This window comes from Streptomyces sp. NPDC037410 (assembly GCF_055602235.1).
The window spans coordinates 274,608-288,960 of the sequence record NZ_JBVJWR010000002.1 but is presented as its reverse complement, the minus strand read 5'-3'; the positions used below and the strand labels follow the sequence as shown (position 1 = coordinate 288,960).

Sequence of the window (14,353 nt, the reverse complement as noted above, 5' to 3'; positions counted from 1 at the left end):
CCATGCCCGGAACGCCGTCGGAGGCCCGCCGGATGCTCTCCGGCGAGGCGCGGGCGCTGCTGGCCCGGCTCGACCAGGTCCGGCCCTTCGCCGTGCGCGAGACGATGCTCCCCGCCGCCGCGCCGTCCCCGGCCGCCCAGATCGGGATCGAGCGGACGCTCGTGGCGGGGCGGCGGGAGCTGCGCGGCCGGGTCCTGGCGTATCTGGACTGGCTCGACGGCGGGGGCGCGGCGGCTTCTCCCGCCGAGATGCAGCGGAGGTTCACGGTACTGCGCTGGCGGTTCAACGACGTGCTCGGCCAGTTCGACCTCTTCCAGCAGACGATCACCCAGCGCAGTGAGCACGAGGTCGGTCTGTGGCTGTCCGGCATGGACGTGGCGGCGGCCGACGCGCTCGACCTGCCGGACCTTCCGTTCGAGGCCCCGCCGGTGGTGTGTTATCTGGACCGGGGCCCCGGCGCGGCCATCAGGCGGGCCAGGACGCGCCTGCCGGGCGGTGGTGCGAGTCCCGTCGCGATCGTGCGGGTGCCGCGCGAGCGGATGGTCGGCGGGTACGGGCTGAGCTCCTCGCTCTGCCACGAGGTGGGCCACCAGGGCGCCGCGCTCCTCGGTCTGGTGCCTTCGCTCCAGGCCGAGCTGCGGGCGCGGGCCGCGGGGCCCGGTGGCCGACTGCCGCTGCCCTGGGCGCTGTTCTCCCGGTGGATGCCGGAGATCGTCGCCGACTTCTGGGCGATCGGGAAGCTCGGGGTGACGGCGACGATGGGACTGATCGGGGTGGTGAGCATGCCGCGCCGGTTCGTCTTCCGCCTCGACCCGTTCGACAGCCACCCGTTCCCCTGGATCAGGGTCCATCTGGGCACCGCCATCGGCGAGTTGCTCCATCCGGACCCGCAGTGGCGGGCAGTCGGCGAGCTGTGGTCCGCGCTGTATCCGCCGGAAGGTCTCGACGCGGAGGCGCGGGCGCTGCTCGACGCGCTGACCTCCGCCGCACCAGGTCTCGCCGAACTGCTCGTCTCCCACCGCCCGCAGGGTCGGGCGGAGCCGTCCCTCGGCCGGCTGTTCCGGCCGGCCGAACGGTCGCCGATGCGACTGCTCGCGCTGTACGAGGCGTCACGGCGCCGTCCGGAGCTGCTCGACCGGGCCGCGCCGACGCTCGCCTTCGCGGTCCTGGGACAGGCCCGGGCCGCAGGCCGCCTCTCCCCCGAGGAGGAGAGCCGCCGGGTCGAGGGGCTGCTGCGGGGCTGGGCCCTGCGCAGCACGCTCGCCACGACCGCCGCCTGCGCCCGCCGTTCCCCTCCGGCCGTCCGGCCGGTCATCCCCCGGAAGGCCGTCCCCGTGGGCGCCGGTCTTCTTCGTTCCCTGCCCGAGGAGGAGTCATGGGCACACCGCTGAATCCGCGCTCGCCGCTCCAGGTCACGCTGACCGCCGCACCCGACGAGGTGACGCGGGGCGAGATGGTGCGGCTGCGGGCCGACACGACGGAGCCCGGCGTCACGTACGCCTGGTCCGTCTCGGGCGGCTCGCTCGCCCGGTGGACGGCCACGGACGCCGCGGTCGTCTGGGACACCCGTACCGCCGACCCGGGCGTCGAGAACGCCACGGTCACGGTCACCGACCCGCACGGGCGGACCAGCACCCAGGTCGCCGACGTGCGGATCAAGATGCCGGTGGTCGACGGGCGGCACACCTCGCTCTCCGTGCACCTGGAGCCCGCGGGGGCCGTCAGGACCGACAGCCAGGCGCTGTGGACCGCCATCCGCAACAGCAGCGAGTCCCTCGGCTTCGCCGAGTACCAGGACTTCATCGACCTGGTGCTCTGCCGGCCGTCCCAGGGCCTCGACCGGGAGTCCCGGCAGCTGCGGGCCGAGGGGCGGGACGAGCTGAAGGCCCTGCGCAAGGGGCATGCGCTGCCCTACCCGGACGTGGACGCGTACTGGCTCCTGAAGACCGCGACCGAGGCCTTCATGCGGCTGCGCTGCGGGATCCTCGTCGACCCGAACCATCCCGGGGAGCCCTTCGAGGGCATCGACCTGCTCCAGGAGCAGGCGCGCTACCAGGACGACGGTGTGACCCGGCAGGAGATCGAGTCGATGTGGCAGGCCTTCATCGAGCCGATCCCGCAGGACCCGAACCTCTACACGCTCCCGTACTTCGCCCGGATCCTGGAGGGGCTGCGGGACGTGCCGGTGCGCGGCGCGGGGAAGCTCGGCTTCCCGTGCGACGCGATCCTGCGGTACAAGCTCACCCACCCCTGCCTCATCGAACTCCTGTGGAACTACTGGGAGGAGGAGAGTCTCCTCGTCCAGTCGCTGATCGAGATCAGCCGCCGCTTCCAGAACATGCGGCGCGCGGTGGAGCCGGATCCCCTGGCCCATCTGGAGCTCGCCCCGCTGCTGCCGCTCGGCAACCTGCTGTGGGGGTACATCCAGGACGAGCAGCACCGGCTGTCGGTGGTGCGGCGGGCGTACGAGTACGACCACCACTACGGGATCACGCTGCTCGGCCGCGCGGTGCCGCCGCTGCGCGGGGCCGACAGCCGCTCCAAGTTCCTGGAGGCCTTCCACAGCCTCCTGAAGCTGTGCACCACCTTCTTCACCCAGGCCGACGACATGACGGTCAAGCCGGACGGGTTCCCGGTCCTGAACGCGCTGAAGGAGGTGCATCTGCTGCTCACCGAGGGCCAGCACAACCAGTACGGCGACCTGCCGTGGACGGCTCGGCAGGAGATGCTGATGCAGCAGTGGCTGCTCGCCAGGCCGGAGATGCGGCACTTCCTGCCGGCGCGCACGATGGTGGCGTACCCGGAGCCGTGGATGGGCACGGTCGACGTGATGAAGAAGCTGCAGGGCTGGACGGACACGCCGACGCTGCACTTCCACAACCTGGCGGTCTTCGGCGAGCGGATCCTGCTCTCCATCCGGTTCGGCGACTGGAACTCGGTCATCGAGCGGGACGAGGCGGCGAACTGGGCCCGCTACTGGCGGGCGGAGATCCAGGGGTACATCCACGCGTACCGCGCGGCGACGGGCGTCGACCTCACCTCGGACCGGCTCGACGTCACCATGCCGGCCGTCCATCTGCGGCGGCGCACCGCCCAGCAGGCCGGCCTCGCCGGGCGCCGGCGCGCCGCGGCGGGCGGAGCCGTCGGGGCCGGGGCCGGAACGGCGGGCCGCCGGATGCGCCGGTAGGCGCGCCGCTCATCCCTCCGCTGTGCCGTTCGCGGCGCGGCGGCGGAGCTGGAGGGCCCGGTCCGTGACGCCGAGGGCGCGGGCCGCCTCCTGGAGGTTGCCGTCCGCCTCCCGTACGGCGATGTGGACGGCGGTCTCGCGGGCGCGTACGCCGATCTCCTTGAGGCACACGCCCGAGGCGAGGGCCGTGCGGATCGACTCCTCGAACCCGGCGTCCGGCCAGCCGCGCGGGGGCTCCGCGGAGTCCGGGCCGGCGCCCGGCGGACGTTCCTCGGGTGGTACGTCTCCGGCGCTGATGAGTCCCGAGCCGACGTGCCGACGGGCCATCCTTCCGACGAGCTGCCGCAACTCCCGTACGTTGCCCGGGTAGTAACGCTCGATGAGGAGCCGGCAGACCGCCGGGTCGAAGTCATCCGCGCCGGGGGCGGGGTCGTCCTGGCGTGCCGCGCGGAGGAAGTGGCGGGCCAGGGGCAGGATGTCCTCGGGGCGTTCGCGGAGGCTGGGCAGGCGGCAGGTCCAGGCGGCGATGCGGTGGTAGAGGTCGCCCCGGAAGCGGCGGGCGCCCTCCTCCGTGGTGAGGTCGCGGTTGGTGGCGCAGATCAGCCGGAAGCCGGTGGTGTGCCAGGTGTTGCTGCCGACGCGCTTGTAGGTGCCTTCCTGGACGACGCGGAGCAGTTCGGCCTGGAGTTCCAGGGGCAGTTCGCCGACCTCGTCGAGGAAGAGGGTGCCCCGGTCGGCGAGGGCGAAGGCTCCGTCGCGGGAGGCGAGGGCGCCGGTGAAGGCGCCCTTCTCGTGGCCGAAGAACTCGCTTCCGGCGAGCGCGGGCACGATGGTGGTGCAGTCGAGGAGGACCAGCTGTTCCGCTCCGCGCCGGGGATCGAGGGCGTGCACGAGCCGGGCGACGAGTTCCTTTCCCGTGCCGCTCTCGCCGGTGACGAGGACCGAGGCGTCGCTGTAGACGGCCATCTCGACGATGTCCCGGAGGAGTCGCTGCCAGGCGGGTCCGGCGCCGACGAGGTTGTCGGTGACGAGGGGTGAGGCGACGAGGGCGTCGACGGCGGCCCAGCGGCGCAGGCGCCGTACGACGTCCTCGGCGGGGGTGGCGGAGGCGTCCCAGGTGAGGACGTCGGTGGCGCCGGCGCGGAGCAGGGGCCAGGGGCCCGCTCCGTCGAGGGCCGTACGGGTGAGGGCGACGGCGAGGATCCGCTGCCGTCCGCCGTCGCCGAGGCCGCCGAGGCGCTCGGTGAGAGCGTCGTCGGCGGCGGTGAAGAGGAGCACGCCGGGGCCTTCGGTCCCGTGGCGTGGGCGGTACGGGTCGAGCCCGGCGCGGCGCAGGAGCGCGACGACCTCCTCGCCGCGCTCCTCTTCGTCCGGCGGGTGGAAGGCCACCCAGGCCCGGACGGTGTCCGCACCCCCGCCTTCGTCACTCACGGTCACCGATTATCGCGCGGCGCGGTCGCTCCCGCACGTTCGGGGCGCGGGGGACTCACCCGGACGGGAGCGCGGGGGAACGAAGGGGGCGGACTGGGGGATACATCCACCTTCCTGACGTGCCCAGATCAACAATATGTAACGCCAACCGGCTTCTCGGACAGAACACTTCCTTCCGCACCGCCCGTCTGGGATCTTGCGTCCACCCCACACATCACAGGGCCCGGCCGGCGCCACCCGCGCCACCGGGTCATCGGAGGACGCATTGTTTTCCCAGATATCCGGCCGGATGAGACTCTCGGCCCTCGCGCTCGGCACGACGCTGGCGCTCGGCACGGCCACCGGCCTCGCACAGGCCGCACCCCAGGACAACGAGCCCCTCGCGGCCCGTTCGGCCGCCCCCGCCGCCGCTCCCGCGGTCGCCGCGGCGCCCGCCGCCTGGGCCGCCGGGACCCGCGCCTACCTGGTCATCACGGCTCCCGGTGACACCACCGCGGTCCGCAACGCCGTGGCCGCCAACGGCGGTTCGGTCTTCTCCTCCTTCGACGCGATCGGCGTGATCGTCGCGCACTCGACCTCCGCCTCCTTCGCCGCCACGATGCGCGGCGTCACCGGCGTCCAGAAGGTCGGCGCGACCCGCACCTCCGACGTCCCCGCCGACGCCTACAACCCGGCGCTCCCGGCCAACCCGGCGCAGGCCGCCGCTCCCACCACGGAGCCCGTCCGCTCGGACATGACCCAGATCAAGGCCGACCAGGCCTGGGCCGTCAACCCGGGCTCCGCCACGGTCAAGGTCGGCATCCTGGACACCGGCGTGGACGACCAGCACCAGGACCTGGCGCCGAACTTCAACGCCGCCGACTCGGTCTCCTGCGCGTACGGGAAGCCGGACACCCGGGTCGGGGCCTGGCGCGACGTCGACCAGCACGGCACCCACGTCGCCGGCACGGTCGCGGCCGCCAAGAACGGCAAGGGCGCCATCGGCGTCGCGCCGGGCGTGAAGATCTCCTCGGTGCGCATCGCCGAGCCCGGCACCACGCTGTTCTTCGCGGAGAACACGATCTGCGGCCTCGTGTGGGCCGGTGACCACGGCTTCAAGGTCACCAACAACAGCTACTACACGGACCCGTGGCAGTTCAACTGCCCGAACGACCTCGACCAGGCGGCCCTCCTGGAGGGCGTGGGCCGCGCCCAGGCGTACGCCGAGAGCAAGGGCTCCCTCCAGGTCGCGGCGGCCGGCAACTCCAATGTCGACCTGGCCAACAAGACCACCGACACGTCGAGCCCGAACGACTCGACGCCGGTGACCCGGACCCTCACCAACGACTGCCTCGACATCCCGGCCGAGCTGCCGGGCGTGGTCACGGTCGCGGCGAACGGCACCAGCGGCACGTCGAAGGCGTCGTTCTCCAACTACGGCACGAACGTCATCGAGGTCTCGGCCCCCGGCGAGTCCGTCTACAGCACCGCCCCCGGCGGCAAGTACGCCACGCTGAGCGGCACGTCGATGGCCTCCCCGCACGTCGCGGGCGTGGCCGCGCTGCTCGCCAGCGCCAACCCCGCGTACACCCCGGCGGACATCCGGGCGAAGCTCGGTGAGCAGGCCACCGACCTGGCCTGCCCGGCAGACGCGCGATGCACCGGCACCACCGCGAAGAACAGCTTCTTCGGCGAGGGCCGCGTGGACGCCCTGAAGGCCGTCGGCGGCTCCACCCCGCCGGCCGGGGCGTACTTCGAGAACCTCACGGACTACGCGATCGCGGACAACTCCACGGTCGAGAGCCCGATCACCGTCAGCGGCGTGACGGGCAACGCGCCGGCCACCCTCAAGGTGGGCGTCGACATCAAGCACACCTACATCGGTGACCTGAAGGTCGACCTGGTGGCCCCGGACGGCACCGTCTACACGCTGCACAACCACACGGGCAGCAGCACGGACAACATCCTCCAGACGTACACGGTCAACGCCTCGGCGGAGGTCGCGAACGGCGTCTGGAAGCTGCGGGTGAACGACAACGCCAGCCAGGACACGGGCCGCATCGACGCCTGGAACCTGACCTTCTGACCCACCCCACCCGGGAAACGGGGCCGGAGCCGCTGTGGCTCCGGCCCCTTTCGCGTCCCCGGGCCACGTCGCCGGAAGAAAGTCCGTACCGAGGGGTAGGCCTTCCCCGGGCCCTTGCTATACGTTCCGTCTAACAAGCTTGCTAGACACGGTGTCTAACAAGCGCCCGAGCCGCACGAGCGACCCCGAGGAGCCGCACCATGGCAAGCAGCACCGTCCGCCCGGACGACGAAGACCGCGACGTCGCCGCACGGCTGCTCCTGTCGGCCGCGAAGCTCTCCTACGATCCCGCCGCCGAGGTCGACTGGGACACCCCCCTCGACAAGGACTTCCACGGCCAGAGCCCGGAGTGGAACAGCCTCTACGGGACCGCCTACTGGCAGGAGATGACCGAGGAGCAGCGCAAGGAGCTGACCCGTCAGGAGTCGGCCTCGGTGGCCAGCACCGGCATCTGGTTCGAGATGATCCTCCAGCAGCTGGTGCTCCGCGACATCTACCTCATGGACCACACCGACCCCCGGTTCCAGTGGGCGCTCACCGAGATCGCCGACGAGTGCCGCCACTCGATCATGTTCGCCCGCGGCTCCGAGAAGCTCGGCGCGCCCGCCTACCGGCCCAAGCGGGCCGTGCTCGAACTCGGGCGCTTCATGAAGACCGTCGGCTTCGGCGAGGCCGCGTACGCCGGCATCCTCGTCGCCGAGGAGGTCCTCGACGTCATGCAGCGCGACTGGATGCGCGACGAGCGGGTCGTCCCCTTCGTCCGGACCATCAACAACATCCATGTCGTCGAGGAATCCCGGCACATGAAGTTCGCCCGGGACGAGACGCGCCGCCACCTCGCCCGCGCGAGCAGGCCGCGCCGCCACTTCCAGGCCCTCGTCGTCGCCATCGCCGCGTACTACATCATCACCAGCCTGGTGAACCCGGAGGTGTACGTGCGGGCCGGACTCGACCCCGAGCGCGCCCGCCGCGAGGCCGCCGCCAACGAGCACTACAAGGCGCTGCTGCGCGCCAGCTGCGCCGGGCTCATGGAGTTCCTGGCCTCGGCCCGCCTGCTGACCCGGCCCGCGCTCCACTTCTACAAGCGCGCGAACCTCATCTGACCCCCTCCCACGGATCCGAGCTGAGCCGACGCCATGACCTACGCCATCACCCAGACCTGCTGCAACGACGCCACCTGCGTCGCCGTCTGCCCGGTCAACTGCATCCACCCGACGCCGGACGAGCCGGACTTCGGCACGACGGAGATGCTGTACATCGACCCGAAGAGCTGCATCGACTGCGGCGCCTGCGCCGACGCCTGCCCCGTCGACGCGATCTTCCCGGCCGACCGCCTCACCGAACGGCTGCGGGAGTACGAGGGGATCAACGCCGCCTACTACGCGGACCGCGAGCCCGCTCCCGTCCTCGCCTCGCCGACCTTCCACCGCTGGGGCGAGCCGGCCTTCGACCGCTCGCTCCCCTCCGACTTCGCCCCGATCCGCGTCGCGGTCGTCGGCACGGGACCGGCCGGCATGTACGCCGCCGAGGACCTGCTGCTGCACACCAACGCCGAGGTCACGCTGATCGACCGGCTGCCGGTCGCCGGCGGACTCGTCCGGTACGGCGTGGCGCCCGACCACCCGGCGACCAAGGGAGCCGGGGAGACCTTCGCCCGCTTCCACTCCCACCCCCGCGTCCGCATGCGGCTCGGCGTCGAGATCGGCACGGAGGTCACCCCCGGAGAGCTCGCCGCGCACCACGACGCGGTCGTCTACGCCGTGGGCGCGCCCTCCGACCGCCGGCTCGGCATCCCCGGCGAGGACCTGCCCGGCAGCGTCTCGGCGACCTCGGTCGTCTCCTGGTACAACGCACACCCGGAGACCGGCGCGGACGCCGTCCGGCCCTCCGCCGAGCGGGTCGTCGTGGTCGGCAACGGCAACGTGGCGCTCGACGTCGCCCGCGTCCTCGTCACGGACCCCGGCGCCCTCGCCCGTACGGACATCGCCGACCACGCGCTCGCCGCCCTGCGGGACGCGTCCGTACGGGAGGTGGTGCTCCTGGGCCGCCGGGGCCCCGAGGACGCCGCGTACACCACCTCCGAACTGCTCGCCCTGAAGCACCTCCCCGGCGTCGAACTGGTCGTCGACGACCGGGACCCGCGTACGCGCGCGGCCATCGACGCGGCCGCGCCCGGCACGAAGGCGGCGCTCCTGCGGGGCGTGGCGCGGGAGGCGGTGGACTGGACGGGGTCCCCGGCGCTGGACCGGCGGCGGATCGTGCTGCGCTTCCACTCCGCCCCCGTCGCGGCCCTCGGCACCGACGCGGTGCGGGCGGTCCGGGTGACGGAGGACGGAGAGCCGTCCGGTACGGAGATCGCGGCGGGGCTCCTCGTCCGGGCCATCGGCTACCGGGGCGTGCCGCTCGCGGGGCTGCCGTTCGACGAGACGACCGGCACCGTGCCGCACGAGGCCGGCCGGGTCGTGGGGATGCCGGGCAGTTACGTCGTCGGCTGGATCAAGCGCGGGCCCTCCGGGGGCATCGGGGCCAACCGGGCCTGCGCCGAGGAGACGGTGGGGACGCTGCTCGCGGACGCGGTCGCCGGGGCGCTGCCGAAGCCGACGGGCACTGCTCAGGAGTTCCGCCGCCTCGCGCGGAGCCGCAGCGGGAAGGGGCTCGTCGACGGGCGCGGTCTCGCCTCCATCGACCGGGCCGAGCGGGCCCGGGGCCGGGACGCGGGGCGTCCGCGGGTCAAGCTCGCCACGGTGCCGGAGCTCGTCGCGGCGGCAAGGGGCAGCCGGTTGCGGCTGCGGGGCTGATCGGCAGGACGACCCTGAGGGTCCGGCCCGGGACGGCGGGCCGGTACGGGTCAGCCGTACGGTCAGACGGAGACGGTCAGCGCCTGGCGGACGACGATCGCGTTGAGCCGCACGGCGAAGGGCACGACGTCGGTCAGGTCGAGCGCCAGGGTCTCGGCCTTCGGCAGCTCGACGGTCACGTCGACACAGAAGGCCAGGGCGTAGATGTGGTCCCCGGTCTCCTCGTCCTGGAGGGCGAAGAACAGGTCCCGGTAGAAGCGGGTGCGGTCCCCGGACTCCTCGTAGAAGGAGAGACCGGGCTGCCCCTCCTGCGCGGCGAGCCCGGTGAAGGCCTGGACGAGCTCCCGCTCGACCGTGGCCCAGAAGCCGGCCTCCGCGCACTCCGGCGGCAGTGCCTGGCGGACGGCCTCCTTGAGGGAGAGGACCATGACGAGGACGGGGGCGTGCTCCTGGAGCCCCCAGCCCCGGACCATCTTCACCACGTCGCTGTCCGGGACGGCCGAGGCCGCCCGGTGGATCGCCTCGAAGTCGAAGTTGACGGTCGCCGGGGCGATCGCCTCCTGGAACACCCGGTCGATGGACCGGGCCTGCGCGAGGTGGTCCGGTGCCACCTCGACGACGGTCCTGAAACTGGCGGCCAAAGCTCCTCCTGGATGATCTCGGCGATCGATTCGTCGATCGATGAGGTGATCGATTCGGTGATCAGGAGGGGTCAGTATGCCGACGCGCCCGCGGGCGGGTACCGGGCGTCCGCCGTGCGGACGGTTCAGCCGCGGCCGCGGCGCGGCTTCCCGCTGCGGCCGGAGCCCTGGCCGCCCTTGCGCGGCGCCGAGGGCCTGCCGCCGGTGCGGGTGCCGCCGCCCGCCTTCCCCGGCTTCGCCTGCTTCGCGGCCCGCTGCTCCCTGGGCTGCTTCTGGCCCTTCTTCTCCTCGGCGCGGCGGCCCCGGGTGCTGTTCACGGTGCGGCCGCGCACGATGCCGATGAACTCCTCCACCAGGTCGGGCGCCTCGTCCGCCGCCGGCCACGACAGGGCCACCCGCGACTGCGGGACGCCGACGAGGGTCCGGTAGGTGAGGTCCTTGCGGTGGTGCAGCCGGGCCAGCGACTGCGGGACGGCGAGCACGCCGACACCGGCGGCGACCAGCTCGATCGCGTCGGCCGTCGTCGCCGGGCGCTCCATGGCGGGGCGGCCGGGCGGCTGCTCCCAGCCGAGGGTGTCGTCGAGCGGGTGCAGGACGAGCTCGTCGGCGAGGTCGTCGGCCGAGACCTCCTCGACCGCCGCGAACAGATGGTCCTTGGGGACGACGACGACCGTCGTCTCGGTGTAGAGCGGGATCGCGCTGAGGTCGTCCCGGTCGACGGGCAGCCGGACGAGGCCCGCGTCCACGGTGCCCTCCCGCAGCGCGCCGAAGGCCTCGGCGGGAGTCACGGCGACGAGCGTCAGGGGTACGTCGGGCAGGCGCTCGTTCCAGATCCGCACCCACTTCGCGGGTGTCGCTCCCGGCACGTAGGCGAGCCGGAAGGAGGAGGAAGGGGAAGCGGAGGAAGAGGGGGAAACCGAGGGGGAAGCGTCCGTGCCTGTCACCCCGCCAGGTTACCGGTAGCCGTGTGGTCGGAGCTCGCCCGCATGCTCGATACCCTTGACACCATGACGTCGCACCAGAACACCCAGACGATGAAGCCCGCGACCGCGGCGAAGAAGCTGGGTGTGTACCTCGAGGCCACCCCCGCAGAGTTCCAGGAGGGTGTCGTCTCGCGCTCCGAGCTGAACGAGCTCCAGGCCAACCCGCCCGCCTGGCTCCAGGAGCTCCGCAAGAACGGTCCGCACCCCCGTCCGGTCGTCGCGGCGCGGCTGGGCGTCTCCATCGCCGGTCTCGCGCGCGGCGGCATCACCGACCCGCTGACCACCGAGCAGATCGAGGCGCTCCGGCAGGAGTCCCCGGAGTGGCTGCAGAAGGAGCGGGCCACCCAGGCGGAGGTCCGCAAGGAGAACGTCCGCATCAAGGAGCGCAACGAGGAGCGGGCGCGCAAGCAGCAGAGCGCCTGATCGGCTCTCTTCCCCACGCCGGTCCGGACCGAAGCACCTCGGTACGGACCGGCGTGGCGTTTCCGCGGGTGAGGGAGGCATTCCCCCATGAGTGACACCAGCACCGCGTACGAGCCGGCGGTCGTCGTCGGCGTGGACGGGTCCGAGCACAGTCTGCGGGCCCTGGAGTGGGCGCTGAGCGCCGCGGAGGGCATGGGCGCGCCGCTGGTGGTGGCCCATGTGCGCTCGGAGGCGCTCCAGCTGGGCGCGGCCCGTATCGCCTCCCTGGGCAAGGAGCCGGAGCTTCCCGACACGGTCGCGAAGGCCGTGCGGACGGTGGTGGAGGAGCGGGGGCACCGGGTGCCGGTGCGGTACGACTCGCTGGACGGGTCCGTGACGGACGCCCTGCCGGAGGCGGCGCGGGGGGCGCGGCTCCTGGTGACCGGTTCCCGGGGGCACGGCGGCTTCGCGAGCCTGCTGCTCGGCTCGACCAGCCGGACGCTGGCCATGACGGCGCCCTGCCCGCTGGTGGTCGTCCCGCACGAGGCGCGCGCCGCCGCGCTCGTGGACGGGGCGGAGGCGGGGCGGGTGCTGCTCGGGCTGCACACGGAGGAGACCCCGGACGAGGCGGTGGGCTTCGCCTTCGAGGCGGCTCACCACCGGGGCGTTCCGCTGGAGGCGGTGAGCGCGTTCCGGCTGCCTCCGCCGCAGGCCGCGCTGCTTCCGGTGCCCTCTCCGGCGCTCCAGGTGCCGCCGCCGCTGCCCGCCGCGGACGAGGTGGAGGAGGCGGACGAGCTCGTGAAGGAGGCCCGACGGCAGCAGGAGGAGCGGCTGCGGCCGTTCGCCGGGCGGTGGCCGGGGGTGGAGCTGGTCCCGGTGGTGGTGCCGGGGGACGCCGCGGGCCGGCTCGTGGAGGGGTCGCGGGACGCGGGTCTCGTGGTGGTGGGCCGGCATCACCGGCACCGCTTCGGCGCGCTGCACATCGGCTCCGTGGCGCACGTGGTGCTGCATCACGCGCACTGTCCGGTCGCGGTGGTGCCGCCCTCGGCCGCGCCACCCAGGGCATGACAGCCCGCACATGACACTCCGGACACGACAGTCCCCGGCGGTCCGGGTCGGTTCGCGCGGTCGTCGGCCGTCGCCGACGGCTCCGTGCCCGACCGGCCCCGCCGGGGGCCTGGCCAGAGCCGAGATCAGGGTCACGCGGGCCTTCGGACGTCTCCGTCGGCGGGTGCGGCTCTTTCCGGTTGTCCGGTGTAAGAACGAGTCTCCTCCCTTTTCCGCCCATTTCAAGGGGTTCGCTGCTTTTATTACGCGCGAGGGGGCGTTGTCGGAGGTGCCTGGTAGACAGGGGCCATGACGACCGCAGATCACGCCGCCACCGCCGCCCGCAACCTCAAGGCGCCGCCCGCCACCGCCTCGCTCGGCGCGGGCGTCGTGGTGACCGACGCCTCCGGCCGCGTCCTGCTCGGCCTGCACCGCTCCGGGGTGTGGGAGCTGCCGGGCGGCATGGTCGAGCCGGGCGAGTCGATCGAGTCCGCCGCGGTCCGCGAGCTGGCCGAGGAGACGACGCTGGTGGCGGAGGCGGCCGAGGTCGAGCTCCTCGGTCTCGTCCTGGACTCCGTCACCTCGTCGCGGCTGACCCGGCTGACCGCGGCCACGGCCGTGCGCGGCTTCCGTGGCGTGCCCGCCGTGGCCGAGCCGGACAAGATCGAGCGCTGGGAGTGGACGGACCCGGATCAGCTGCCGGAGGCCCTGTTCCTGCCGTCGGCACAGGTCCTGCGGATGTGGCGGCCCGGGCTCCCGATCCCCGACGGCCCGTTCCACCGCTACGGCCTGGGGCGCCTGCCCGGCTGAGGACGGGCTCGCTGTGCGTCACCGCGCGGGCCCGGGCGAGCGTGGTTAGCGTGGCACAGGGAACACGTCATCGAATCGGAAGTGGGAGTGACCGTCATGGCCGCACGACCTGAAGGCACGCCGGTCTGGACCGACGCGATGTTCACCGACGTCGAGGGCGCGAAGAAGTTCTACGGCGATGTCCTCGGCTGGGACTTCGGCGAGGCCTCCTCGGAATTCGGCAACTACACGCAGGCCTCCAAGGGCGGCAAGGCGGTCGCGGCCGTCGTCCCGCCGATGCCGGGCCAGGACGGCGAGCCGCAGTCGGCCTGGTGTCTGTACTTCGCCTCGCCGGACGTCGCGGCGACGGCGGACAAGATCCGGGGCGCGGGCGGCAGCGTCCTGATGGGGCCGATGCAGGTCGGCGACTTCGGCTCGATGTGCATCGCGCAGGATCCGACGGGTGTCACGTTCGGCGTCTGGCAGGCCGGTGTGCACGAGGGCTTCGAGCGGGAGAACGAGCCGGGCGCGTACGCCTGGGCGGAGGTCTTCACGCGGGAGCCGGCGACGTCCGACGCCTTCTTCACGGAGGTCTTCGGCTACGGCTCGAAGAAGATCAAGGACGAGCACATGGACTACCGCGTCTTCGACGTCGGTGGCGAGCGGCCCGTTCTGGGCCGGATGACGATGACGGCGGAGGACTTCCCGGCGGAGATCCCCTCGTACATCCAGATCTACTTCGCCGTCGACAACTGCGACCTGGCCGTCGAGCGGGCCGAAGCACTCAAGGGCCGGAAGGTGTTCGGACCGATGGACAGCCCGTTCGGCCGGTTCGCGGCGATCGTGGACCCGCAGGGCGCCGCCTTCGCGGTGATCGACGAGAAGACGACCGTCGGAGACATGCCCGAGTTCGAGTGAGGGCACACAGCGGTTGCGGGGGGGGGGGGGGGGGGGGGGGGGGGGCGGGGGGGGGGGGGGGGGGGGGGGGGGGGGGGGGGCGGTTAGGAAAA

Annotated in this window: 12 protein-coding genes; 9 read left to right on the top strand and 3 right to left on the bottom strand. The window is 72.9% G+C overall.

All coding sequences use genetic code 11. The annotated features are described in order from the left end of the window. Positions 1-2 precede the first annotated feature (2 nt). Positions 3-1,391 carry a hypothetical protein gene (locus ACZ7HT_RS04245; protein ID WP_471159538.1) on the top strand — a complete coding sequence of 463 codons (1,389 nt, stop codon included), beginning with the start codon at positions 3-5 and terminating at the stop codon, positions 1,389-1,391. Then, the gene (locus tag ACZ7HT_RS04240) at positions 1,376-3,187 is read left to right on the top strand and encodes a PKD domain-containing protein (RefSeq protein ID WP_471159536.1); all 1,812 of its coding nucleotides are present in this window, start codon (positions 1,376-1,378) and stop codon (positions 3,185-3,187) included. Before ACZ7HT_RS04245 ends, ACZ7HT_RS04240 begins: the two co-directional genes overlap by 16 nt. A gap of 9 nt (positions 3,188-3,196) precedes the next feature. Here ACZ7HT_RS04240 and ACZ7HT_RS04235 read toward each other — a convergent pair whose 3' ends face one another. Beyond that, a complete protein-coding gene (locus tag ACZ7HT_RS04235; protein ID WP_471159534.1) occupies positions 3,197-4,618 on the bottom strand; it encodes a sigma 54-interacting transcriptional regulator in 1,422 nt (473 codons plus the stop codon). A 289-nt stretch (positions 4,619-4,907) separates the two neighbouring features. Between ACZ7HT_RS04235 and ACZ7HT_RS04230 the strand changes: the two genes are divergently transcribed. From ACZ7HT_RS04230 to ACZ7HT_RS04220, 3 genes are all read left to right on the top strand, one after another. Beyond that, on the top strand, positions 4,908-6,683 hold the full coding sequence (locus tag ACZ7HT_RS04230) for a S8 family serine peptidase (protein ID WP_471159532.1): 1,776 nt from the start codon (positions 4,908-4,910) through the stop codon (positions 6,681-6,683). 200 nt (positions 6,684-6,883) lie between these two features. Continuing rightward, positions 6,884-7,786, top strand: coding sequence for an AurF N-oxygenase family protein (locus tag ACZ7HT_RS04225; RefSeq protein ID WP_116157386.1), 903 nt, complete (start codon positions 6,884-6,886; stop codon positions 7,784-7,786). 33 nt (positions 7,787-7,819) lie between these two features. Continuing rightward, positions 7,820-9,481 (top strand): FAD-dependent oxidoreductase, encoded by a 1,662-nt coding sequence (locus ACZ7HT_RS04220; protein WP_471159530.1) that lies wholly within the window; start codon positions 7,820-7,822, stop codon positions 9,479-9,481. Between the two features lie 62 nt (positions 9,482-9,543). On the opposite strand, the gene ACZ7HT_RS04215 is transcribed toward ACZ7HT_RS04220, so the two are convergent. Then, on the bottom strand, positions 9,544-10,122 hold the full coding sequence (locus tag ACZ7HT_RS04215) for a Type-2Aa cytolytic delta-endotoxin (protein WP_471159528.1): 579 nt from the start codon (positions 10,120-10,122) through the stop codon (positions 9,544-9,546). Between the two features lie 125 nt (positions 10,123-10,247). After that, a complete protein-coding gene (locus tag ACZ7HT_RS04210; RefSeq protein WP_471159526.1) occupies positions 10,248-11,066 on the bottom strand; it encodes a LysR family substrate-binding domain-containing protein in 819 nt (272 codons plus the stop codon). A 63-nt stretch (positions 11,067-11,129) separates the two neighbouring features. Between ACZ7HT_RS04210 and ACZ7HT_RS04205 the strand changes: the two genes are divergently transcribed. From ACZ7HT_RS04205 to ACZ7HT_RS04190, 4 genes are all read left to right on the top strand, one after another. Then, on the top strand, positions 11,130-11,528 hold the full coding sequence (locus tag ACZ7HT_RS04205; RefSeq protein ID WP_471159524.1) for a DUF5997 family protein: 399 nt from the start codon (positions 11,130-11,132) through the stop codon (positions 11,526-11,528). Between the two features lie 87 nt (positions 11,529-11,615). After that, a complete protein-coding gene (locus ACZ7HT_RS04200) occupies positions 11,616-12,575 on the top strand; it encodes a universal stress protein (RefSeq protein WP_471159522.1) in 960 nt (319 codons plus the stop codon). Positions 12,576-12,863: 288 nt separating this feature from the next. Continuing rightward, complete coding sequence (locus ACZ7HT_RS04195; RefSeq protein WP_471159520.1) at positions 12,864-13,364, top strand: nucleotide triphosphate diphosphatase NUDT15; 501 nt, start codon at positions 12,864-12,866, stop codon at positions 13,362-13,364. A 96-nt stretch (positions 13,365-13,460) separates the two neighbouring features. Then, a complete protein-coding gene (locus ACZ7HT_RS04190; RefSeq protein WP_471159518.1) occupies positions 13,461-14,261 on the top strand; it encodes a VOC family protein in 801 nt (266 codons plus the stop codon). Positions 14,262-14,353: the final 92 nt, after the last annotated feature.